The following is a 23,570-nucleotide window of genomic DNA, read 5'->3' on the forward strand; positions in this document are numbered from 1 at the left end:
AGCAGCAGCTAGAACAGCTGCCCCTGCTGCCGGGCCAGCCAGGCCTTGACCGGGCCAAAGGATTTGCGATGCGCCGCCAGCACACCATGCGCTTCCAGCGCAGCCAGGTGTTCGGCGGTGGGATAGCCCTTGTGGCGGGCAAAGCCGTATTGCGGATGCAGGGCATCCAGCGCCACCAGCTCGGCATCGCGCGCGGTCTTGGCCAGGATGGAGGCTGCGGAAATGGCCTGCACCTTGGCATCGCCCTTGACAATGGCTTCCGCCGGCAGGCTGATCTGCCTGGGTACGCGATTGCCATCGATCAGCACCCTGCCCGGCTGTGGCGTCAGCCCCTCCACCGCCCGGCTCATCGCCAGCATGGTGGCGTGCAGGATATTCAGCTGGTCGATTTCCTCGACGCTGGCACTGGCGATACACCAGGCCAGCGCATCGCGTTTGATGAGGACGGCCAGGGCATCGCGCCTGGCCTCGCTCAATACCTTGGAATCAGCCAGCCCGGCTATGGGCCGCGCCGGATCGAGAATCACCGCGGCGGCAAACACCGCCCCGGCCAGGGGGCCGCGCCCGGCCTCATCCACGCCGGCAATCAGCTCGTCAGCGGCCAGCAGATTCAGGCGCTGTGGCATCCGGCCTCCTGCAATACGGCGGTGGCAGCCAGTTCCGCCGTATCGGCCAACAGTGACTGATGCAGATCGGTAAAGGCCTGCACCATCTCCACCCTGGCATCCTGATCGACATAAAGGCGCTTGACCTCGGCCGCCAGTTTCACTGCCGTGGCATCCTTTTGCAGCAGTTCCGGCACCACAAAGCGGCCACACAGGATATTGGGCAGCCCCACATACGGCAGCTTGATCTTGCGCTTGACCAGCTGATAGGTGAGCCAGGACAGCTTGTAGCTGATTACCATCGGTCGCTTGGCCAGTGCCACTTCCAGTGTGGCGGTGCCACTGGTGACCAGCACCACATCGCTGGCAATCATCGCCATCTGCGCATGGCCGAACAGCTTGCGCAGCGGCAGATCCCAGGCTTTGTGGCGGGTCAGCAAGCGGTCGAACAGATCCATGGTGGCGCGGGTGGCCAGCGGCACCAGGAAAGTGGCATCCGGATAATCGCGCAGCAGGATGCGCGCCGCCTCGATATACAGCGGGGCCATGAATTCCAGCTCGCTCTTGCGGCTACCCGGCATCAGGGTGAATACCGGCGCCTGCCGTGGCAAACCCAGCTGTTCGCGCATGGCCAGCTGGTCCGGCACCATGGGGATGGCATGGGCCAGCGGATGGCCAACAAAGTCCGCCCGCACCTTGGCCTGCCGGTACAGCGCTGGCTCCATCGGAAACAGGCAGAGCACGCGATTGACTGCCTTGCCTATCTTGTAGATACGCTCCAGCCGCCATGCCCATACCGAGGGGCTGACATAGTGCACGGTGGCAATGCCGCTTTTCTTCAAGGCCGCTTCCAGCGCCAGATTGAAGTCCGGCGCATCCACCCCGATAAAGACATCGGGCTTTTCGGCCTGCAACTGTGCGCGCAGAGTGCGGCGGATACGCAGCAGCTCAGGCAGACAGCGCAGCACCTCGGCATAGCCGCGCACGGCCAGTTTTTCCTGCGGCACCATCGAGGTAAAACCTCGCGCTTCCATGCGCGGGCCGCCGATACCGGCAAATTCGATATCCGCATGGCGCGCTTGCAGCGCCTCCATCAGGTGGGCTGCCAGCAGATCGCCTGAGGCTTCGCCAGCCACCATGGCCACCTTGAGCGCGCCTTTACGCTTGAACAAGGGTTCGGACATGGTCAGCGGATGATGCCTCGCTCGGACTGGGCAAAGAAGCGGGTAAACGGCTCCAGCTCGGCATGGCCTTGCTGGGCTTCGGCCAGAATGGCTTCCTTGGCGGCATCGTATTGCAGACCCTGGCGGTACAGCGCCTTGTAGGCATTGCGCACGCGGCGGATCTGTTCCGGCGTGAAGCCACGGCGCTTCAGGCCCTCGGCATTGATGCCGGCCGGCACCGCACGGTTGCCATGCGCCATCACATACGGCGGCACGTCCTGTGCCACTGCACTGGCAAAGGCGGTCATGGCGTGATCGCCGATGATGGCAAACTGGTGCACGCTGGTGAAGCCACCCAGGATCACCCAGTCGCCGATATGCACATGGCCGCCCAGGGTGGCGTTATTGGCAAAAATGGTGTGATTGCCAATCTGGCAGTCATGGCCCAGATGCACATAGGCCATGATCCAGTTGTCGTTGCCCAGGCGGGTGACACCCACATCCTGCGCGGTACCGATATTGAAGGTGCAGAATTCGCGGATGGTGTTGTTGTCACCGATTTCCAGCCGGGTCGGCTCGCCGGCGTATTTCTTGTCCTGCGGGATGGCGCCCAGCGAGCTGAACTGGAAAATGCGGTTGTTCTTGCCGATGCTGGTATGGCCTTCGATCACCACGTGCGGCCCCACCCAGGTGCCGCTGTCTATGCTGACATCCGGCCCGATGATGGAGTAGGCACCGATTTCCACATCGGCGGCGATGTTGGCTTTGGGATCAACAATGGCTGTCGGGTGAATGGCCATGATCAGACCTCGCGCTTGGCACACATGATTTCGGCTTCACAAGCCACCTGGCCGTCCACCAGCGCACGGGCGGTGTACTTGCCGATACCACGCTTGGTGGTGATTTCTTCCACTTCAAAGATCAGCTGATCACCGGGCACGACCTGACGCTTGAAGCGCGCCTTGTCGATGCCGACAAAGAAATACAGCTCATTGTCAGCACGCGCACCCTGGCTCTTGATCGCCAGGATGCCGGCAGCCTGTGCCAGGGCTTCGATGATCAGCACACCCGGCATCACCGGGTATTGTTCGAAATGGCCACAGAAGAAGGGCTCGTTGATGGTGACGTTCTTCAGTGCCTTGATACGGGTATTCGGCACCAATTCGGTGACACGGTCGACCAGCAGGAAGGGGTAGCGGTGCGGCAGGCACTGCATGATTTCCCGTACATCAATCGTCACGGCGTGTTCAGTCATTGGCGTTGTCCTCAGGTTCTTTCAGTTTGCCGATCTCGCGTTCGAGTTGTTTTATGCGCTTGGCGAGATCGTCCAGATGTCTTACATGAACGGCGTTACCCAGCCATTCCTTCATGGTTTGCAGCGGATAGGACGAGGCATAGGTGTCCGGCTGGCGGATGGATTTGGACACCAGGGTGCCGCCACCGATATGCGTCTTGTCCGCCACCTCGATATGGCCGACGAACATGGCCGCCCCACCGACAGTACAGTGGGCGCCGATCCGGGTGCTGCCGGCAATGCCGACACAACCGGCAATCGCCGTGTGTTCGCCGATCTGCACATTGTGGGCAATCTGCACCAGGTTATCGATCTTGGCGCCACGGCGGATGATGGTGTCGGCCAGCGCGCCGCGGTCGATGGTGGTATTGGCCCCCACTTCGACATCATCCTCGATGATGACGCGACCGGTTTGCGGAATCTTGAACCAGTGGTCTTTGGCCCAGGCCAGGCCAAAGCCGTCGGCACCGATCACGCTGCCGGAATGCACGGCGACGCGGTTGCCCAGCAGGCAGCCGTGATAGACGCTGACATTGGGATAGAGCACCACATCGTCGCCCAGCACGGTGCCGTCGCCGATCACCACGCCAGGATGCAGGATGCAGCGCTCGCCGATGACCACGTCACGGCCGATGCTGACATGCTCGCGCACCTCGGTGCTGGCGGCGATGACACTGCCCTCGCCCACCACCGCAGTGGCGTGCAGGCCAGGCTGTGGCTGGGCCGGTGGATGGAACAGCGTGGCCACCTTGGCAAAGTACAGATAAGGGTCGTCCACCACGATCCAGGAGCGTGCCGGATCCAGCTCGGCCGCGAGCTTGGGGGAAACGATCACCGCACCGGCCGCACAGCTGTCCAGCTGCTTGCGGTACTTGGGATTGGACAGAAAAGTGATATCGGTCGGCCCCGCCACATCCAGCGGTGCCAGACGCTCGACCATGCGGTCAGCGCCCTCGAGTGCGCCGCCAAGGCGGGCCACGATATGAGAAAGCGTGTACGCCATCAAAAATGAAAGCCGACCACGGGTCGGCTTCTCCCGTAACTGTTAGGCAGGATTATTTCTCAAGTTCCTTCAACACCTTGCCGGTCAAATCGAACTTGGGATTGACATAAACCACATCCTGCAGGATCAGGTCGTACTGCTCGCGGTCGGCAATCTGCCGCAGCACGCGGTTGGCACGCTCCTGTACCGAGGCAAACTCTTCGTTGCGACGCTGATTGAAGTCTTCGGACAATTCACGCCCCTTGGCGCGATAGTCGCGATCCAGCGCTGCATATTCGCGCTCGTAGCGTTTGCGGTCGTCAATGGACAACGTGCTCTTGGCCAACAGGACTTCCAGCTCTTTGGCACGGTTTTCCATTTTTTTCAGCTCGGCCCTGCGGTCGGCAAACTCCTTGTCCAGTTTTTTCTGGATGGCGATGGCCGGCGCAGCTTCGCGGTATACCCGCTCGATATTGACAAAACCCAGCTTGAAATCAGCCGCAGTGGCCTGCAGGCTGAGCAGGGCCAGCCCCGCCAGCCACCATTTGAAAGAAGATTTCATGTTCAGGCCTCTTTCCGTTTAGAAGACAGTGCCCAGCTGGAACTGGAAGCGCTGCTGCTTGTCGCCTTCCTTCTTGCGCAGCGGATCGGCGTAGCTGAACTTCATCGGACCCAGCGGCGACAGCCAGGTCACGGCAAAACCGGTGGAGTAACGCAGTTCGCTGCTGGGGGTGCTGCCAGTAATGGTGGTATCCCACACCGTACCGGCATCGAAGAACACACTGGCACGTACCGATTTGTTGTCCTTCATGCCCGGGAAGGGGAACAACACTTCGGCATTGGCCACCGCCTTGCGGGTACCGCCCATGTAGTCGCCATTGGTGTCTTTCGGACCCAGGCTGTTGGTGTCGTAGCCACGTACCGAACCGATGCCGCCCAGATAGAAGTTCTGGAAGAACGGCAGGGTGGAAGTCTTGCCATAACCATTGGCATAGCCCACCTCACCGTTCAGCATCAGGGTATAGGTCTTGGATAGCGGGAAGAACCACTGCTGGCTATGCGTCAGGCGGTAGTACTCGAGATCGCCACCCGGCAGACCGGCATCCGCCTGCACCTTGATCGAGGCGCCACGCGTCGGCCACAGCGAGCTGTCGCGGGTATCGCGGCCCCAGCTGACCGAACCCAGCAGGGTCTTGTTCGTTGAACCATGCTGGTTGACGAAGTCGATATAGCGCTGCGGACTGGTGTCGTAAGTGGTGATCTTGGTCTGTTCCACACCAAGGCTGAAATTGATGCGGTCAAATTCGGTCACCGGCACGCCAAAACGTACCGCGGCACCATCGGTCGAGGTCTTGTAGGCCGAGGTCGAGGTGGCATCCGGATTGTACACACGGTGGTACAGGTCGTAGCCGAGGCTGACGCCGTCCGGAGTGAAGTACGGATCGGTAAACGACAGCGAGATGTTCTTGTTCACCTTGCCGTTGGAAATACCGAAAGACATGTATTTGCCGGAGCCAAAGATATTGCTCTGCGAAATGCTGGCCGACAGCTGGATGCCCTCACCCTGCACAAAGCCCACGCCGGCGGAGATGCTGCCGGTAGCACGCTCTTTCAGGTTGATGTTCATGTCCACCTGATCGGCGGCATCAGCCACCGCCGGGGTTTCCACGGTGACATCTTCAAAGTAGCCCAGCAGCTCGATACGCTCCTTGCTGCGCTTGACGTTGGCCGCATTGTAGGGAGCACCTTCCAGCTGGCGCAGTTCGCGCCGCACCACTTCATCGCGCGTCTTGGTATTGCCGGCGATGTTGACACGGCGTACATAAGTCTTGCGGCCCGGATCGACGAAGAAGGTGAAGCCGACCTGCTTCTTGTCACGGTTGATTTCCGGCAGTGCGTTCACATTGGCAAAGGCATAGCCTTCATTGCCCAGGCGGTCGCTCAGCGCCTTGACGCTTTCGGTCACCTTCTCGTTATTGAACACTTCGCCGTTCTTGATGGTGATCAGCTTGCGCAGATCCGCCTCGGGCACTTTCAGATCGCCGGCCAGCTTGATGTCGGAAACGGTGAACTTGCCGCCTTCGCTGACATTGATGGTGAGGAACATGTGTTCCTTGTCGGCACTCATGGAAACCTGGGTGGATTCGATATTGAATTCCAGATAACCCTGGTTCTGGTAGAAGGCCTTGAGCTTTTCCAGGTCGCCGGTCAGCTTCTGCTTGGAGTACTGGTTATCCTTGGTCAGCCAGGACAGCCAGCCACCGGAAGTCAGCGTCATCTCGTCCAGCAACTGGTCCTGGGTAAAGGCCTTGTTGCCGACGATATGGATGTCCTTGATCTGGGCGGTAATGCCTTCGGTGATGTCCAGGGTGACCGCGACGCGATTGCGCTCCAGCTTGGTCACCTGCGGGGTGATTTCCACCGCATACTTGCCGCGGCTGTAGTACTGGCGCTTCAGTTCCTGTACCGCACCGTCCAGCAAGGCCTGGTCGAAAATGCGCGATTCGGCAAAGCCGTTGTCCTTCAGTGCCTTTTTCAGCTGATCCTTGCTGAATTCCTTGGCGCCATTGATGTTGAGCTGGGTAATCACCGGGCGCTCGGCCACGGCCACAATCACCACGCCGTCGCGCGACTCTACCCGCACATCGTCGAAAAAGCCGGTGGCAAACAGGCTCTTGATGGATTCACGCGCCTTTTGTTCGCTGAAGGTGTCGCCCACCTTGACCGGGAGATAGTTGAAGACGGTACCGGCTTCGGTACGCTGCAGGCCTTCAACCCGGATATCCTTGATCACGAACGGATCTGCAGCCCAAACAGCTGTTGCCGTAGTCATGCCCAGCACAGCGGCCGCAAGTAGTTTCAATTTCATAGGTTTGTTTTAACCCCCAAAAAGGCGGCTGATATCGTTCAGCACGGCAAACAGCATCAGCGACGCCAGCAGGATGAATCCGATCTTCTGTCCAAACAGTTGCGCACGCTCGCTCAACGGGCGGCCTTTGACCAGCTCCGCGACATAATACATTAAGTGCCCGCCATCCAGCACAGGTATTGGCAAGAGATTCAACACGCCGATACTGACACTGATCAGCGCCAGAAATTCAAGATACGGGCTCCAGCCCTCGCGCGCGGTCTGGCCGGCGATGCTGGCAATGGTCAGCGGCCCGGACAGATTGTCCAGCGAGGCCTGACCGATCACCATGCGCCCGAGGAATTTCAGGCTCATCCACGCCGTGCTGCCGGTCTTGTGCAAGGCCTCGACAGCGGCTTCGGCCACGCCAGGCTTGTGCATGAAGCTCAGCTGCTTCATCCAGGCGCCATCCACCAGCGGCGCCGCACCGATACGACCAATCATCACGTCGCCATCGGCCACGGTGGCCGGGCGCAGCTTGACATCCAGCGGCTTGCCGTCGCGCTCGATACGGATCAGCAATTCCTTGCCCGGACTTTCGTGAATCAGCTTGACCCAGGCATCCCAGCTGGCCAGCGGTTTGCCATCTGCCGACAACAGCTTGTCACCCGCCTTGAGACCGGCCTTGGCTGCCACGCCACCCTCTTCCACGCCACCAATGGCCGGCAGGTAGCGCAGCGGCATCAGGCCGGGATTGCCCTGTTCCAGCGCCTTGAGCGCCTCTTCATCCGCCTGCGCCGGGTCGATGCTGCGCAACTGCGTGGTGGCCTGTGGCGTTTTCACCTGCACGCGAATCGGCACATCACCACTGCCGGCAGCATCCACCAGCGCCAGTCGCAGCTGCTGCCAGTCTGCCACCGGCTGGCCGTTGACCGACAACACGCGGTCGCCCGGCTGAAAACCGGCAGTGGCCGCCAGGCTGGGGGTCAGCACCGTGCCCACCTGCGGCGACAGTTGCACCATGCCGCCGGCGATCACTGCCCAGTAAAACAAGACCGCCAGCAGCAGATTGGCCAGCGGACCGGCCACCACGATGGCCATGCGCTTGAGCACAGGCTGGTTATTGAAGGCCAGATGACGCTCCCCGGCCGGCACTTCCATTTCGCGTTCATCCAGCATGCGTACATAGCCGCCCAGCGGAATCGGGCTGATGGCCCACTCGGTGTCGCCGCGCTGAAAGGTGCAGAGCGGCTTGCCGAAACCGACGGAAAAGCGCAGCACCTTGACTCCACACAGCCGCGCCACCCAGAAGTGACCCAGTTCGTGAAAGGTGACCAGTACGCCGATGGCCACCAGGAATGCAATGAATGTCAGCATGAGCCCACCTTGTTTGCGGCAAAGCGTCGCGCCTCGCCATCCTTGTCCAGCAGTGCCGCCAGCGTATTGCTGGCCGACAGGCTGACACCGGCCAGCGTGGCTTCCACCACCCTGGCGATATCGACAAAGCGCAGGCGACCCTCCAGAAAGGCTGCCACCGCCACTTCATTGGCTGCATTGAGCACGGCCGGCGCATCGCCACCGCTTTGCAAGCTGGCAAAGGCCAGCCCCAGGCAGGGAAAGCGCTGCAAATCCGGCTGCTCGAAGGTGAGCGAGCCCATGCTGAAGAAGTCCAGCGAGGTCACCCCCGCCTCGATGCGCTCCGGCCAGGCCAGTGCGCAGGCGATCGGCGTACGCATGTCCGGGGAACCCAGCTGCGCCAGCACCGAGCCATCGCGGTATTGCACCATGGAATGGATGACACTTTGCGGATGGACCACCACATCGATGCGTTCCGGTGGTGCAGCAAACAGCCAGTGCGCCTCGATCACCTCCAGCCCCTTGTTCATCAGGCTGGCAGAATCAACGGAAATCTTGCGCCCCATCACCCAGTTGGGATGACGGCAGGCATCTTCCACGGTCACATTCAGCAAGGCGTCGGCACTGTGCCGGCGGAACGGACCACCCGAGGCGGTCAGGATGATCTTGCGAATGCCGGAGACGTCCAGATTGCCGGCATAGTCATGCGGCAAGGACTGGAAAATGGCATTGTGCTCGCTATCCACCGGCAGCAGCGTGGCACCATGCTCACGCACCGCCTCCATGAACAGCCGGCCAGCCACCACCAGCGCCTCCTTGTTGGCCAGCAGGATTTTCTTGCCGGCACGCGCCGCCGCCATGGCCGATGGCAAACCGGCAGCGCCGACAATGGCAGCCATCACCACATCGACTTCCGGCAAGGCAGCCACCCGCTCCAGCGCGGCTGCGCCGTGCAGCACCTCGGTGGCCAGGCCCTGCTCACGCAGCCTGCCTTGCAAGGCATTGGCGGCGACAGCATCTGCCACCACGACATAAAGGGGAAGAAAACGACAAGCCTGCTCGAACAGGCGATCCACCTGGCGGTGGCCACTCAGGGCGACCACACGGTAACGATCAGGATGACGGGCAACCACATCCAGCGTGTTGACGCCGATGCTGCCGGTTGCCCCAAGAACTGCAATGCCTTGAGGTTTCATGAGATGAGCTTACAGCCCGCCCAGCACGCGCAGCGCATTGCTGACTGCCAGAACGGCAATGAGACTATCGATTCGGTCGTAAACGCCGCCATGGCCAGGCAGCAGCTTGCTGCTGTCCTTCATGCCCGAGACGCGCTTGAACCAGGATTCCAGCAGATCACCACAGACGCTGACCGCGGTAAGCGGCAAGGCCAGCAGCACCAGCCCCCACAGAGGCAAGCCTACCGAGATCCAGCCCAGCTTGCTGACAATGACCACGTACACCGCCACGCCGACCAGTGCGCCGTACACGCCCTCCCAGCTCTTGCCAGGGCTGATGGAAGGCGCCAGCTTGTGCTTGCCGAAGGCTTTGCCAGAGAAATAGGCCGCCACATCCGCCACCCACACCAGGCCCATGACGGCCAGCAAGGTCAGGGCATGGGCGCTGTCGGGCTGTGGCCGCCATTCCAGAAAACCATACCAGGCCGGCAGCATCAGCAACCAGCCCAGTAGCATGGCCAGCGGCTGCGAAGTCAGCTTCCAGCGCCGCACCAGCCACAAGGGCATCACCAGCAACCAGAACGCCAGCGCCAGGCCATGAGCAGCCAGCGGCATATGCCAGCCCTGCCACCAGGACAGGCCAGCGAATGCGCTGCTCAGTACCAGATAGGCCCATTGCCGCGCACCGTGCAGACCGGCCATGCGGGAGAATTCCCACAGCGCCAGCAGGATGATCAGCCAGGAAAAGCCGGCCCAGACATTGGCCGGAAACAGGAACAGGGCTGCCAGCATCAGCGGCAGCAAGACCAGGGCAGTCAGAATGCGAGTCTTGAGCATGGAGGATCAGTTTCTGCGCTGCTGGACCGGCAGCTGTTCGCTGGTACGGCCAAAGCGGCGCTCGCGTTCGCGATAGGAATTGAGCGCGCCCTCCAGGGCCGTGCGATCAAAGTCCGGCCACAACAGATCGGTAAAGTACAGCTCGGAATAAGCCAGCTGCCACAACAGGAAGTTGCTGATGCGCTGCTCGCCACCCGTGCGGATGAACAGGTCGGGCTCCGGCGCCCAGTGCGTGGACAAGCGCGCGGCCAGATTCTCTTCGGTGATTTCACTGACACCATCGGCAATCAGGCCGTTGACGGCATGGAGCACATCCCAGCGGCCACCATAATCGGCAGCAATGCTCAGCACCAGGCCATCATTGCCGGCCGTCTTGTCTTCCGCCGCCTGGATACGCTCGGCCAGCGCCGGGCTGAAACGCTCGCGCGTACCCAGTACCCGCAGCCGGATATTGTTGGCATGCAGCTTGCTGACTTCGCTTTCCAGCGCACGCAGGAACAGCTCCATCAGAAAGGACACCTCATCCTGCGGCCGCCGCCAGTTTTCCGTGGAAAAGGCGAACAGCGTCAGGTACTCCACCCCCAGCTCCTTGCAGGCGGTCACCACTTCGCGCACGGTATCCAGCCCTTTTTTGTGGCCGGCTACCCGTGGCAGGAAACGCTTCTTGGCCCAGCGGCCATTGCCATCCATGATGATGGCGATATGCCGGGGTACGCAGCGCACCTCCGGCACGTCCTTGGTGGAGCTTCCAAACAAGGCTATTTCCTTTATACCGCCATCAGGTCTGCTTCTTTGGCCGCCAGTGCCTTGTCGATCTCGGCGATGAACTTGTCGGTCATCTTCTGGATATCGTCCTGACCGCGGCGCTCGTCATCTTCGGTGATGGACTTGTCCTTGATCAGGTTCTTGAATTCATTGTTGGCGTCGCGGCGGATGTTACGCACGGCAACACGCGCACCTTCAGCCTCGCTGCGCACCACCTTGATCAGGTCACGACGACGCTCTTCAGTCAGCATCGGCATCGGCACACGGATGATGTCACCCATGGATGCCGGGTTCAGGCCCAGATCGGAGTCACGGATGGCTTTTTCGATCTTGGCCACCATGTTTTTTTCCCAGGCTTGCACACCGATGGTGCGGGCATCGATCAGGCTGACATTGGCCACCTGATTCACCGGCACATCGCTACCGTAGTAATCGACCATGACATGATCAAGAATGCCGGTGTGGGCGCGACCCGTGCGCACTTTGGTCAGGTCGGTCTTGAACGCCTCCAGAGACTTGCTCATCTTCTGCTCGGCGGATTTCTTGACTTCATTAATCATGCTTGCTCCAAAAATCGGTACTTTGAAAAACAAGGCGGAAAGCGGCTACCAGCCGTTTCCGCCCCTTGGTATTCATCAAGCTCAGCAGTGTACCAGCGTGCCTTCATCTTCGCCAAGCACTACGCGCTTGAGTGCGCCCTGCTTGAAGATGCTGAACACCTTGATGTTCAGGTGCTGGTCGCGGCACAGCGCGAAGGCGGTGGCATCCATCACCTTCAGATTGCGGCCGATGGCCTCATCGAAGGTCAGGGTCTGGTAGCGCACGGCATCCGGATTTTTCTTCGGGTCGTCAGTGTACACGCCATCGACCTTGGTGGCCTTGAGCATGATGTCCACGTTCATTTCCATGCCGCGCAGGGCGGCTGCGGTATCGGTGGTAAAGAAGGGGTTGCCGGTGCCGGCACCGAAAATCACCACCTTGCCTTCTTCCAGATACTGCATGGCCTTACCGCGCACATAGGGCTCGGCGATCTGCTGCATGGTCAGCGCGGACTGCACGCGGGCCACCACGCCCACCTTGCCCATGGCATCCTTCAGCGCCAGGGCATTCATCACCGTCGCCATCATGCCCATGTAGTCGGCCGTGGCACGGTCCATGCCGCTGGCTGCACTGGACACGCCGCGGAAGATATTGCCACCACCAATCACGATGCCCACCTGCACGCCAAGCTCTACCACTTCCTTGATCTGGCCAACAATCTGCTCGATGGTCGAGCGGTTGATGCCATAGTTATCGTCACCCATCAGGGCTTCACCAGACAGCTTGAGCAGAATGCGTTTATAGGAAGGAGCTTGGCTCATGATAACCTCGAGTTGGGTGTTTTTAGGGCGTTCAGTTTGCAAAACGGCACCCTGCAGGCAGGGTGCCGTTCGATCATACAGTCTTGTCAGACTTACAGCTTGGCAGCGGCAGCCACTTCAGCAGCATAGTCTACAACCTTCTTCTCGATGCCTTCGCCAACAACGAACATGGCGAATGCATTTACGGAAGCAGATTTTTCAGCCAGCAGCTTTTCTACGGTCACGTCCGGGTTCTTGACGAAAGGCTGACCTACCAGGGTCACTTCAGCCAGGAACTTGTTGACGCGGCCTTCCACCATCTTGGCGACGATGTCGGCCGGCTTGCCGGATTCAGCAGCCTGCGCGGTGTAGATCTTGCGCTCTTGTTCCAGGGTTTCGGCCGGAACCTGCTCCTTGGATACACAGATCGGCTTGGAAGCAGCGATGTGCATGGCGATGTCACGACCCAGCGCTTCGTCACCCTTCAGGTCGACGATCACGCCGATCTTGGCACCGTGCAGGTAGGTGGCGATGGTGCCGTCGGTTTCGTAACGCACGAAACGGCGGATGGTCATGTTTTCGCCCAGCTTGGCGATGGCAGCCTTGCGGATGTCTTCAACGGACTGGCCGTCGATCACCACAGCGGACAGGGCTTCCACATCGGCCGGGTTGGCAGTGGCAGCAGCCTGGGCGGCAGCATTGGCCAGGGCAACGAAAGTCGGGTCCTTGGCTACAAAGTCGGTTTCACAGTTCACTTCAACCAGGGCGCCAACGCCGCCGGCAACGTAAGAACCGATGATACCTTCGGCAGCCAGACGGCCAGCCATCTTGGAAGCCTTGTTACCGGACTTGATGCGCAGAATTTCTTCGGCCTTGGCCGCGTCGCCTTCCGCTTCAACCAGGGCTTTTTTGCACTCCATCATGCCCAGGCCGGTAGCAGCGCGCAGATCCGAAACCATCTTTGCGGTAATTTCCGCCATTTGTAACTCCTGTATTCGATACGTAAGGTAATCAGGTCTAAAAAAAGGGGCTTGCGCCCCCTTTCGAGTCTGCTTACTCAGCCTGGGCCGTTTCAGCAGCGGCTACGACTTCTTGCAGCGACTGAGCGCGGCCTTCCAGCACGGCGTCGGCGATGCCGCGAGCGTACAGGCGGATAGCGCGACTGGAGTCGTCGTTACCCGGAACTACGTAGTCGATGCCGTCCGGGGAGTTGTTGGTATCAACAACGCCGATTACCGGGATGCCCAGTTTCTTGGCTTCAACGATGGTACCTTTCTGGTAGCCAGTGTCGATAACGAAGATGGCGTCCGGCAGGCCCTTCATATCTTTGATACCGCCCAGCGAGCGTTCCAGTTTGTCAACTTCGCGTTGCAGGTCCAACAGTTCTTTCTTGTTGTAGCCCATGTCAGCGCCTTCCAGGATGGCACGCTTTTCTTCAAGACGCTTGATGGACTGCTTCACGGTCTTGTAGTTGGTCAGCATGCCGCCGAGCCAGCGGTGATCAACAAACGGCATGCCAGCGCGAGCGGCTTCTTCACGGACGATCTCACGTGCCTGACGCTTGGTACCAACAAACATTACGGTACCCTTGTTGGCGGCCAGACGACGCACATATTCCTGGGCGCTGATGAACAGCGGCAGAGTCTTTTCCAGGTTGATGATGTGGATCTTGTTGCGGCTGCCAAAGATGTACTGAGCCATCTTCGGGTTCCAGAAACGGGTTTGGTGGCCGAAGTGAACACCGGCCTCAAGCATTTGACGCATGGTAACGTTGGTGGACATGCAAAAACTCCTTAAAGGGTTAAGCCTCCATCCGCGCAGACAACCGTCAGTATCAGAAAAATGACGGCACCCTTTGGCACGGATGTGCGTAGTTTATTCCCCTACCCAATGTAGAGGACGCAAGATTCTAGCACCACCGGGCAGGCTCACTCAAGCGTCTTGCCGGTGTTTGCCTGCTCGCGGGCCGATTCCTGCCTTTTTCGCAGCTTGCGCCGTGTCATTCTTGCAATAAACAGGGTGGGCAGGAAGCCGAGGAAAAACAGGATGGAGAACGTAGCCCACAGGCTGTTCTGCGCCACCGCCAGCATCAACACCACGTAGAGCCAGCCGATCAATACCATGTACATAATCAAACAACCGTTTGAATTTTTCGAAAAAAGCCTGAACAATAGCGGCACATTGTAAACCACCCGCCCGGCCACCATCATGCAAACCCGCTTTACCGAAACCTTTGGCGTGCGCCTGCCACTCGCCTGCCCCGGCATGAGCTATATCGCCACCCCCGAACTGGTAGCCGCCACCGCCAATGCCGGTGGGCTGGGCATTCTGGCCAGCGGGCCACTTAATCCGACACAAACCCGCGCCGCCATCCGCCGCATCCGCGAACTGACCGACAAGCCCTTTGGCATTGGCTGCACGCTGATGATGCCGGGCGCGCGCGAAAACTGCGAGGTGGCACTGGAAGAACAAGTGCCCGTCATCAACTTCTCGCTGGGCAAGGGCGACTGGATCGTCGAGCGCGCCCATGCCTATGGTGGCAAGGTGCTTGCCACCGTGGTCACCGAGAAGCATGCCATTTCGGCAGAAAAAGCCGGCGTGGACGGCCTGCTGGTCACCGGCCATGAAGCGGCAGCCCATGGTGGCGAGGTGACATCGCTGGTGCTGATTCCCGCCATTCGCAAGGTCAGCAGCCTGCCCATTATTGCCGCCGGTGGCTTTGGCAGTGGTGCTGGCCTGCTGGCCGCCCTGGCGCTGGGTGCCGATGCCGTGGCCATGGGTAGCCGCCTGGCCATGACCCGCGAAAGCCCGGTGCATGAGCGCAGCAAGGAGATGATTCGCCAGCGCAGCGTGGCTGATACTTTGTATTCGCGTAATTTCGACGGCCTGTGGTGCCGCATGATGGACACCCCCACCGCCCGTGCCGCCACCCGCAAGCCGATGAATCTGCTGGCTGCCGCCTGGAAGGCCAGCGCCATCGCCCGCAAGCTGGGCATGCCGGTATGGAAGGTAGCCGTGGGCGGCATGCTGCAAAAACCGCAGGAACTGCGCCAGCTGGCGCTGTTTGGCGCGGCGACCGAATCCATCCGCCTGGCCATTGAGGAGGGCGATCACCAGCATGGCGTGCAGTTGATCGGCCAGGTGCAGGGCTTGATTGATGATGTTCCCAGTGTGCAGCAGCTGTTCGAGCGCATCATGCAGGAGGCCGGGCATGGCCTGAGCCGGCTGCAGCAACTGCAAGCCTAGCGCAGCGCGCCGCCATTCATTCCATTCGACTGGCGGCGCATTTTTCACACTGCATCGCCGCAAACAGCGGGATTTACCTCGATTAAACCCGCCTTGCACGCAACAAGATGCTGAATCGCCGCATCTTGCCGCATTGCCCGTCCCCATCCCTTCCCGTATTCTCTCAGGCTGACCCACCCGCCCGGCCGCAGGCCGCCACAGAGCGACCAGCCCACACTGACAAGAGATTACCCATGATCCCGCATCACCACGAGACCGACCCCAACCCGCTACGCCCGCTCAATCGGCAGGACTACCGCACCCTGGCGCTGGCTGCCCTCGGCGGCGCGCTGGAGTTTTACGACTTCATCATTTTCGTGTTTTTTGCCCTGGTCATCGGCAAGCTGTTTTTCCCGCCGGACATGCCGGACTGGCTGCGCCAGTTCCAGACCTTCGGCATCTTTGCCGCCGGCTATCTGGCGCGTCCGCTGGGCGGCATTGTCATGGCGCACTTTGGTGACAAGCTGGGACGCAAGCGCATGTTCACCTTGTCCATCGTGCTGATGGCCGTTCCCACCTTGCTGATGGGCATGCTGCCCACTTACGCCAGCATCGGCATTGCCGCGCCGCTGGCTTTGCTGGCCTTGCGCATCCTGCAGGGAGCGGCGATTGGCGGTGAAGTGCCCGGTGCCTGGGTATTCGTGGCCGAACATGTGCCCACCCGCCACACCGGCTATGCCTGCGGCACGCTGACTGCCGGCCTCACCGCCGGCATCCTGCTGGGCTCGCTGCTGGCCACCCTGATCAACAGCAGCTTCAGCCCGGAACAAATCAGCAACTGGGCCTGGCGCCTGCCTTTCCTGGTGGGTGGCGTGTTTGGCTTGCTGGCGATGTATCTGCGCCAATGGCTGCAGGAAACACCGGTGTTTGCCGAAATGCAGGCGCGCAAAGCCCTGGCCGATGAATTGCCACTGAAAACCGTGCTGCGCCAGCACAAACGCGCGATCATCCTTTCCATGCTGCTGACCTGGCTGCTGTCGGCCGCCATCGTGGTGGTCATCCTGATGACACCCACCTATCTGCAAAAACAGTTCGGCATGGATGCCGCGACCACCCTCAAGGCCAACAGCCTGGCTACCATCGCCCTGAGCGCTGGCTGCATCCTGGCCGGGCGCATCATCGACCGCCTGGGCAGCGGCCTGACCTTCATCGGCGGCTGCCTGTTGCTGGGAGCGTGCAGCCATTACTTTTACAGCAGCGTGGCCAGCGATGGCAGCCAGCTGTATGCGCTATACGCCCTGACCGGTTTCTGCGTCGGTATTGTCGGGGCGGTGCCCTTCGTCATGGTGCGTGCCTTTCCGCCAGCAGTGCGCTTTAGCGGGCTGTCATTTTCCTACAATGTCGCCTACGCCATTTTCGGCGGCCTCACACCGATGGCGGTTTCGCTGTGGCTGCGGGCTGATCCGCTGGCCCCGGCCCATTACGTGGTCAGCCTGTGCGGCATGGGGGTCGTACTGGGCGTTTATCTGCTGCTGACCGAATCACCCCAGCGCGCAGGCAGCACATCGACACTGCACTGACTGCCCCGCAAATTGCTTTTTCCACGGCCCTTCGGGGCCGTATCCATACTTACCGCCCAGGATAATTCCGCAACGCAGCACGAATTAATTCATTCGATGACGGAACCCTCGCAGCAAATCAGCAGTCACTAATTTATTCACCCGGCACTTCACGCCATCTGCACAGCTGTTCCATACCACACTCCCGGCCTCATGCCCGCCCCGGCGGGCCTTACCAACAGACCACGGAGACGCTCATGAGCCACCTGCCCTGGCACAGTCTTTCCCTTAACCCGCTGGCGGCCTTTGGCATTCTGCTGACGCTGGGCGTCATCGGCGGCCAGATCGCCAACCGTGCCGGCCGCCTGCCGGCCATTACCGGCTATGTCCTGACCGGCCTGATCATCGGCCCGGCCAGCCTGCACCTGCTGAGCCAGCCATTGCTCAGCGCCGCCGACCTGTTCGTCAATCTGGCCCTGGGGCTGGCACTGTTTGAAAGCGGGCGCCGGGTCGACCTGCACTGGCTGCGCGTGGAGCGCACCTTGCTGCTGACCACCCTGTGCTATTGCCTGGCGGTGTTTGCCGCCCTGTGCGCCCTGCTGTTGCAAGGCGGACTGGGCTGGCAGGCCAGCTCCATGATGGCCGCACTGGGCATGGCCACCTCGCCCATCGTCATTCTGGAAATGCTGCGCGAGACCCGTGCCGAGGGCCAGGTCAGCGAAAGGCTGACCACGGCCACCGCGCTGTCCAGCTTGCTGTCGGTCATTGTCTTCGCCATCGCCCTCAGCTCGGTCCATCTGCAAAACCAGCACAGCACCGAGGATGCCATCCTGTCGCCAGCCTGGCTGATTCTTGGCTCCAGCCTGCTCGGCCTGCTGGCCGGCCTGCTGGCCATCGCCCTCAACCGCTGGCTGGGCAGCCAGCAACGGCAGCGGCAGACCGTCCTGCTGTTCGGCCTGATCGCCCTGCTGGTGGGGCTGTCCGTCATGCTGAACGCCCTGCCCTCGCTGGCCCTGCTGGTTTTCGGCCTGGCAACCCGCAATCTGCACGGGGGGCACACGGTGAGTGAACCGGGCCTGCTCAGCGGCAGCCATTTTTTCTTTGTCGCCTTTTTTGTTGCCGCCGGCGCCCAGCTGGCACCACAGGCGCTGGCCAGCCATTGGCCACTGGCCCTGGCCTACCTGCTGCTGCGCTCGGCCATCCCCATGCTGTGCTGGTGGCTGCTGGCCCCGCAAAACTGCCTGAGCCGCCAGCGCGGCCTGTGGCTGGGGCTGGCACTCAACCCGCTGTCCGGTGGCAGCGCCATGCTATTGGGCATGAGCACGCTGGCACTGGGCGCGGATGCCAGCGCCTTTAGCGGCACCATGATGGCGGTTTTTGTCATCAGTGAACTGACCGGCCCGCTACTGACCCGCCTGGCCTTGCACCGGGCGGGCGACATTCCATCGGAGGACTGACATGCTGCACTTCAATAACAGCACCCCGCTGACCCTGGGCGTGGAACTGGAACTGATGATCGTCAACCGCCGCGACTACAATCTGACGCGTGGTTCGGACGACTTGCTGCTGCTGATAGACCGCCAGCAGCACGGCTATGACATCAAGCCGGAAATCACCCAGGGCATGATTGAAATCGGCACCGCCATTCATCAGGGCAGCGATGCCATGCTGCAGGAGCTGCAGCGCATCCGCGCCCTGCTGGTCAGCAGCGCGCAAAAACTCAACCTTGGGCTGGCTGGCGGCGGCTCCCACCCTTTCCAGCACTGGAGCGAGCAGCAGATCTACCCCAAGGAACGCTATCAGCTGGTTTCCGAGCTATACGGCTATCTGGCCAAACAGTTCACCGTGTACGGCCAGCACATCCATATCGGCTGCCCCGATGGCGACAGCGCCATCCGCCTCAGTCATTATCTGGCACGCTACATTCCGCACTTTATCGCCCTGTCCGCCTCATCGCCCTTTTATCAGGGCATGGATACGCTGTTCCAGACCTCGCGCCTGACCAGCGTCAATGCCTTCCCCCTGTCCGGCTGCATGCCTTGCGTGGAAAACTGGGCGCAATTCAACGATTATTTTCAGCACATGGCCGAACTGGGCATTGTCGCCAGCATGAAGGACTTTTACTGGGACATCCGCCCCAAGCCGGAATATGGCACGGTGGAAATCCGCATCTGTGACACCCCGCTGGACATCGTCACCCCCACGCTGCTGGCAGCCTATGCCCAGATGCTGGCGCATCGCTGCCTGAGCGAGGAATGGCACGACATCCAGGCCGCGCACTATCACACTTACAATTACAACCGCTTCCAGGCCTGCCGCTTTGGCTTCGATGGCGTACTGGTGGATGGCGCGGCACGCCAGCAAACCGGCCTGCAGGAGGATCTGCTGGGCACGCTCAATGCCCTGCAGCCGCAAGCAAGGGCACTGAACTGCGAAAAGGAGCTGAGCCTGCTGCGCGAGCGCACGCTCAAACGCCAGTCGGATAGCCAGTGGCTGCGCGCCATCCACCACCGCAGCGGCTCGCTGTCCGAGGTGGTGCGTCGCCAGAGCGAGCACTGGATGTATGGCAGCGCGGCCTGAGGCCGCAACACAGCCGGCGGTGCAATGCAGCAGACATGGCCGCCCGCAGCAGCTAAACTGGCAGCTTAGCGTCCCAAAGCCCCATCATGCCGCTCGAACTGCCCGAACACCTGAATCCCGATCTTCCCACGCGCTGGTGCATTTTCGATGGCACGCGCCTGCTGCTGCAAAACCAGGCACTGCCTGGCGATGCCGCCCGCCACTGGCCGCTGGCCAACCGTCTGTTCATCGACCAGCAACAAGGCAGCAATCTGTATGCGGCCGACCTGATCGGCCCGCCACCGCCGGATTGCGAGTGGCTGCCGCTGCGGGCCGCGCTGATGGCACTGCCACCGGAGCAAACCGCCGGCATCGCCCGTGCTGCGCAGCTGCGCCAGTTTCAGCATACCCACCGTTTTTGCGGCCACTGCGCCAGCCCGCTGCAACAGCACGGCCACGATCAGGGCAAGCACTGCCCCGGCTGTGGCCAGCTCTACTACCCACGGCTGTCGCCCGCCATGATGGTGGCGGTGTATCGTGGCCAGGAGCTGCTGCTGGCACGCAGCCCGCATTTCCTGCCCGGCGTATACAGTGCCCTGGCCGGCTTTGTCGAACCCGGGGAAACCGTGGAGCAGTGCGTGCACCGCGAAACCCTGGAGGAAGTGGGCGTGCGGGTGAAAAACCTGCGCTATGTCTGCTCGCAATCCTGGCCGTTTCCGCACTCACTGATGCTGGCATTCACGGCCGAGTATGATGGCGGCGACATCCGCCCGCAGCCTGGCGAAATCGAGGATGCCGGCTGGTATCACATTGACGCCCTGCCCACCATCCCGGCCCAGCTGTCGGTGGCCTATCAGCTGATTCGCCACACCAGCGACTGGCTGCGCCAAACACAAGCCTGAGCAGTCGTCATGCCAAAGGGGAGCCCATGGCTCCCCTTTTTTGTTGACGGCACACCGCAGGCTCAGGCCGACAGCGCGCAGTCCTCGATCAACTGCAGCAAACGGCCCAGCGCGGTCAGCACGGTCTGCTGGCGCACCGCCGCCCGGTCACCGGCAAAGTGGCAGACAAAGGCCTGGCTCAGGCCATCCGGCCCGGCCAGGGCCAGCCATACCGTGCCCACCGGCTTGGCCGGCGAACCACCACCCGGCCCGGCAATGCCGGACACCGCCACCGCCCAGTCCGCAGCGGCACGCTCACGCGCACCGGCCGCCATCTGCCGTACCACGGCCTCACTCACGGCACCGTGTTCGGCCAGCGTGGCGGCCTGCACCCCCAGCAGATCCTGCTTGGCCTCATTGCTGTAGCTGACCAGGCCATAGCCGAACCAGGCCGAGCTGCCGGCAATATCGGTCAGCGCAGCGGCAATCATGCCGCCAGTGCAGGATTCTGCCGTCGCCACCGTTTCGCCCCGCGCCAGCAGCAGCTGGCCCAGTTGTGCCGCCAGCGCGGCTGCCTGCTTATCCATGCACACTCCTGAAATATTCGATCAAACCGCGGGTTGAACTATCGTGTGCCGCAGGCGCGGCCGCCGCCGCGTCCAGCTCGGGCAGTATGCGCCGGGCCAGCTGCTTGCCATACTCCACACCCCACTGATCAAAGGAATTGATGCCCCAGATGACGCCCTGCACAAACACCTTGTGCTCATACAGCGCCAGCAGCATGCCCAGGGTGCGCGGCGTGACCTTGTCCAGCGCAATGGTGTTGGACGGCTGATTACCCGGAAACAGCTTTTGCGGCAGCAGCATGTCCAGCTCTTCGCCAGGCATGTCCGGCAATTCGGCCATGACCTCGGCCTCGCTCTTGCCGCGCATCAGCGCCTCGGACTGGGCAAGGCAGTTGGCCACCAGCACGCGATGCTGCTGTTCCAGCCCGTAATGACTGTTCATCGGCACGATGAAATCGCAGGGCACCAAGCGGGTGCCCTGATGCAGCAGCTGGAAAAAGGCATGCTGACTATTGGCCCCTTCTTCACCCCAGATCACCGGCCCGGTATCAAAATCCAGCGGCGCACCAAAACGCCCTACCCGCTTGCCGTTCGATTCCATGTCCAGCTGCTGGATATGGGCAGGCAGGCGGCGCAGGCCATGGTCGTACGGCATGATGGCGTGGGTGTGCGCCTGATAAAAGGTGTTGTACCAGATGCCGATCAGCGCCAGCAGCACCGGCATGTTCTGTGCCAGCGGTGCATGGAAGAAGTGTTCATCCATGGCATGCGCGCCATCCAGAAACTGGCGGAAGCAGTCGTAGCCCACCGCCAGCATCACCGGCAGGCCAATGGCCGACCAGACCGAATAGCGACCACCCACCCAATCCCAGAAGCCGAACATGTGTTCGGTATCAATGCCAAAGGCCTGCACTGCCGGCGCATTGGTGGACACGGCAACAAAATGCCGGGCAATGTCGCCCTGGCTGGCTGCCTGCAAAAACCAGGCCTTGGCCGCCTCGGCATTAAGCAGGGTTTCCGGCGTGGTAAACGATTTGGAGGCCACCACGAACAAGGTGGTCGCCGGGTCCAGCTGCTCCAGCGTACGGGCGATATGCTGGCCATCGACATTGGAGACAAAATGTACTTTCAGCCCAGGATGGGCATAGGCCGCCAGCGCTTCCTTCACCACCAGCGGTCCCAGATCGGAGCCGCCAATCCCCAGGTTCACCACATCGCGTATCGGCTGGCCGGTATAGCCCAGCCACTGGCCGCTGCGCACTTTGTCGCTGAATACCCGCATGCGCTGCAGCACGGCATGCACCTCTGGCACCACATCCTGCCCGTCCACGACCAGGCTGGCCGATTGCGGCAGGCGCAAGGCAGTGTGCAGCACGGCGCGCCGTTCGCTGACATTGATGCGCTCACCGCAGCGCATGCGCTGCATCCAGTCTGGCAGTTCGGCCTCGTGTGCCAGATCGATCAACAGCTCCAGCGTACGTTCGGTAATGCGGTTTTTCGAGTAATCCAGCAGCAGGCCGTCCAGCCGCAAGGAAAAGCGCTGAAAGCGCTGGGCATCGGCCTGGAACAGTTCACGCATCTGCATGAAACGGGTGGCACGCTGGTGCTGGTGCAGCTTGGCCCAGACGGGGCTGTGATTGATGCCGGTTTTGCTGTCGTCAAACATGGTCGTGAAATGGCTGCATTCAAAAATGGAATTGGACTGTGCTTTACTCACCCCGCCAGCAGTGGCCGGGCTGGCAAGAATAAAGGGGACTGGCGTCCCCTTTGCAGAATGCATATTACCACCGTAGTGCCCGCACTACATCACACCTTGAGAAAGTGTTCGCGGTAGTATTTCAGCTCTTCGATGGATTCCTCGATATCCGCCAGCGCCTCGTGCTTGCCACGCTTGACCACGCCGCGCGCCACCTCCGGCCGCCAACGCTTGCACAGCTCTTTCAGCGTGGACACATCCAGATTGCGGTAGTGGAAATACTCCTCCAGCTGCGGCATCCAGCGCACCATGAAACGGCGATCCTGATGAATGGTGTTGCCACACATCGGCGTGGTACGCGCCGGCACATACTCGGCCATGAAGGCCAGCAGCGCAGCCTCGGCCTCGGCCACACTCAGCGTGGAAGCCTTGACCCTGGCAATCAGGCCGCTTTTGCCATGGGTATTCTTGTTCCAGTCATCCATGGCGTCCAGCACACTGTCCGGCTGATGAATCACCAGCACGGGAGACTGTCCCAGCACATTCAACTGGCTGTCGGTGGCAATCATCGCCACTTCGATAATGCGGTCGGTTTCAGGATTCAGCCCGGTCATTTCCATGTCGAGCCAGATGAGGTTGTTCTGATCTTGTGCCATACTGTCCAATCTTTGCGAAACCCGAGTATTTTCCTTCATTGCCGCCGTGGCGGCAAACCCACC

At 61.1% G+C, this 23,570-nt stretch carries 24 protein-coding genes; 5 read left to right on the forward strand and 19 right to left on the reverse strand.

Annotation, left to right across the window (positions count from 1 at the left end; genetic code table 11):
* Window positions 1–8: 8 nt before the first annotated feature.
* From rnhB to JHD64_RS03900, 16 genes are all read right to left on the reverse strand, one after another.
* Window positions 9–626, reverse strand: a complete 618-nt coding sequence (gene rnhB / locus JHD64_RS03825) for a ribonuclease HII (RefSeq protein WP_199052310.1) — start codon at window positions 624–626, stop codon at window positions 9–11.
* Entirely contained in the window at window positions 611–1,789 is a 1,179-nt protein-coding gene (gene lpxB, locus JHD64_RS03830) for a lipid-A-disaccharide synthase (RefSeq protein ID WP_199052311.1), read from the reverse strand. The genes rnhB and lpxB overlap by 16 nt, the downstream gene beginning before the upstream one ends.
* A 2-nt stretch (window positions 1,790–1,791) precedes the next feature.
* Window positions 1,792–2,568: an acyl-ACP--UDP-N-acetylglucosamine O-acyltransferase gene (lpxA, locus tag JHD64_RS03835; RefSeq protein WP_199052312.1), complete on the reverse strand. Its 777-nt coding sequence runs from the start codon at window positions 2,566–2,568 to the stop codon at window positions 1,792–1,794.
* Window positions 2,569–2,570: 2 nt separating this feature from the next.
* Window positions 2,571–3,023 carry a 3-hydroxyacyl-ACP dehydratase FabZ gene (gene fabZ, locus JHD64_RS03840; RefSeq protein WP_059285467.1) on the reverse strand — a complete coding sequence of 151 codons (453 nt, stop codon included), beginning with the start codon at window positions 3,021–3,023 and terminating at the stop codon, window positions 2,571–2,573.
* The gene (gene lpxD / locus JHD64_RS03845) at window positions 3,016–4,065 is read right to left on the reverse strand and encodes a UDP-3-O-(3-hydroxymyristoyl)glucosamine N-acyltransferase (protein WP_199052313.1); all 1,050 of its coding nucleotides are present in this window, start codon (window positions 4,063–4,065) and stop codon (window positions 3,016–3,018) included. The genes fabZ and lpxD overlap by 8 nt, the downstream gene beginning before the upstream one ends.
* 52 nt (window positions 4,066–4,117) lie before the next feature.
* A complete protein-coding gene (locus JHD64_RS03850; protein ID WP_059285468.1) occupies window positions 4,118–4,606 on the reverse strand; it encodes an OmpH family outer membrane protein in 489 nt (162 codons plus the stop codon).
* Window positions 4,607–4,624: 18 nt separating this feature from the next.
* On the reverse strand, window positions 4,625–6,913 hold the full coding sequence (gene bamA / locus JHD64_RS03855; RefSeq protein ID WP_199052314.1) for an outer membrane protein assembly factor BamA: 2,289 nt from the start codon (window positions 6,911–6,913) through the stop codon (window positions 4,625–4,627).
* A gap of 9 nt (window positions 6,914–6,922) precedes the next feature.
* Window positions 6,923–8,269, reverse strand: a complete 1,347-nt coding sequence (gene rseP / locus JHD64_RS03860) for an RIP metalloprotease RseP (protein WP_199052315.1) — start codon at window positions 8,267–8,269, stop codon at window positions 6,923–6,925.
* A complete protein-coding gene (ispC, locus tag JHD64_RS03865; RefSeq protein WP_199052316.1) occupies window positions 8,263–9,444 on the reverse strand; it encodes a 1-deoxy-D-xylulose-5-phosphate reductoisomerase in 1,182 nt (393 codons plus the stop codon). The genes rseP and ispC overlap by 7 nt, the downstream gene beginning before the upstream one ends.
* Window positions 9,445–9,453: 9 nt before the next feature.
* Window positions 9,454–10,260 (reverse strand): phosphatidate cytidylyltransferase, encoded by an 807-nt coding sequence (locus JHD64_RS03870; protein WP_199052317.1) that lies wholly within the window; start codon window positions 10,258–10,260, stop codon window positions 9,454–9,456.
* Between the two features lie 6 nt (window positions 10,261–10,266).
* Window positions 10,267–11,016, reverse strand: coding sequence for an isoprenyl transferase (locus tag JHD64_RS03875; protein ID WP_199052318.1), 750 nt, complete (start codon window positions 11,014–11,016; stop codon window positions 10,267–10,269).
* Between the two features lie 11 nt (window positions 11,017–11,027).
* Complete coding sequence (frr, locus tag JHD64_RS03880) at window positions 11,028–11,585, reverse strand: ribosome recycling factor (protein WP_059285473.1); 558 nt, start codon at window positions 11,583–11,585, stop codon at window positions 11,028–11,030.
* 81 nt (window positions 11,586–11,666) lie between these two features.
* The gene (pyrH, locus tag JHD64_RS03885) at window positions 11,667–12,386 is read right to left on the reverse strand and encodes a UMP kinase (RefSeq protein WP_045844999.1); all 720 of its coding nucleotides are present in this window, start codon (window positions 12,384–12,386) and stop codon (window positions 11,667–11,669) included.
* A gap of 92 nt (window positions 12,387–12,478) precedes the next feature.
* Window positions 12,479–13,345: a translation elongation factor Ts gene (gene tsf / locus JHD64_RS03890; RefSeq protein WP_059285474.1), complete on the reverse strand. Its 867-nt coding sequence runs from the start codon at window positions 13,343–13,345 to the stop codon at window positions 12,479–12,481.
* Between the two features lie 73 nt (window positions 13,346–13,418).
* Window positions 13,419–14,147: a 30S ribosomal protein S2 gene (gene rpsB / locus JHD64_RS03895; protein ID WP_059285475.1), complete on the reverse strand. Its 729-nt coding sequence runs from the start codon at window positions 14,145–14,147 to the stop codon at window positions 13,419–13,421.
* A gap of 146 nt (window positions 14,148–14,293) precedes the next feature.
* Window positions 14,294–14,575: a hypothetical protein gene (locus tag JHD64_RS03900; protein WP_233170318.1), complete on the reverse strand. Its 282-nt coding sequence runs from the start codon at window positions 14,573–14,575 to the stop codon at window positions 14,294–14,296.
* Between JHD64_RS03900 and JHD64_RS03905 the strand changes: the two genes are divergently transcribed.
* From JHD64_RS03905 to nudC, 5 genes are all read left to right on the forward strand, one after another.
* Entirely contained in the window at window positions 14,574–15,611 is a 1,038-nt protein-coding gene (locus JHD64_RS03905; protein WP_199052319.1) for a nitronate monooxygenase family protein, read from the forward strand. The two genes, JHD64_RS03900 and JHD64_RS03905, sit on opposite strands and share 2 nt — an antisense overlap.
* 233 nt (window positions 15,612–15,844) lie before the next feature.
* Complete coding sequence (locus JHD64_RS03910) at window positions 15,845–17,170, forward strand: MFS transporter (protein WP_199052320.1); 1,326 nt, start codon at window positions 15,845–15,847, stop codon at window positions 17,168–17,170.
* Window positions 17,171–17,406: 236 nt separating this feature from the next.
* On the forward strand, window positions 17,407–18,606 hold the full coding sequence (locus tag JHD64_RS03915) for a cation:proton antiporter (protein WP_199052321.1): 1,200 nt from the start codon (window positions 17,407–17,409) through the stop codon (window positions 18,604–18,606).
* Between the two features lies 1 nt (window position 18,607).
* On the forward strand, window positions 18,608–19,729 hold the full coding sequence (locus tag JHD64_RS03920) for a YbdK family carboxylate-amine ligase (RefSeq protein ID WP_199052322.1): 1,122 nt from the start codon (window positions 18,608–18,610) through the stop codon (window positions 19,727–19,729).
* 86 nt (window positions 19,730–19,815) lie between these two features.
* Window positions 19,816–20,610 (forward strand): NAD(+) diphosphatase, encoded by a 795-nt coding sequence (gene nudC / locus JHD64_RS03925; RefSeq protein WP_199052323.1) that lies wholly within the window; start codon window positions 19,816–19,818, stop codon window positions 20,608–20,610.
* A gap of 62 nt (window positions 20,611–20,672) precedes the next feature.
* Here nudC and JHD64_RS03930 read toward each other — a convergent pair whose 3' ends face one another.
* The 3 genes from JHD64_RS03930 to orn form a co-directional block, all read right to left on the reverse strand.
* Entirely contained in the window at window positions 20,673–21,176 is a 504-nt protein-coding gene (locus tag JHD64_RS03930; RefSeq protein WP_199052324.1) for a CinA family protein, read from the reverse strand.
* On the reverse strand, window positions 21,169–22,821 hold the full coding sequence (gene pgi, locus JHD64_RS03935; protein WP_199052325.1) for a glucose-6-phosphate isomerase: 1,653 nt from the start codon (window positions 22,819–22,821) through the stop codon (window positions 21,169–21,171). Before pgi ends, JHD64_RS03930 begins: the two co-directional genes overlap by 8 nt.
* A gap of 140 nt (window positions 22,822–22,961) precedes the next feature.
* Window positions 22,962–23,507 (reverse strand): oligoribonuclease, encoded by a 546-nt coding sequence (orn, locus tag JHD64_RS03940; RefSeq protein ID WP_059286753.1) that lies wholly within the window; start codon window positions 23,505–23,507, stop codon window positions 22,962–22,964.
* Window positions 23,508–23,570: the final 63 nt, after the last annotated feature.

This window comes from Aquitalea sp. ASV15, assembly GCF_016429115.1.
Classification (GTDB): Bacteria; Pseudomonadota; Gammaproteobacteria; order Burkholderiales; family Chromobacteriaceae; genus Aquitalea; species Aquitalea magnusonii.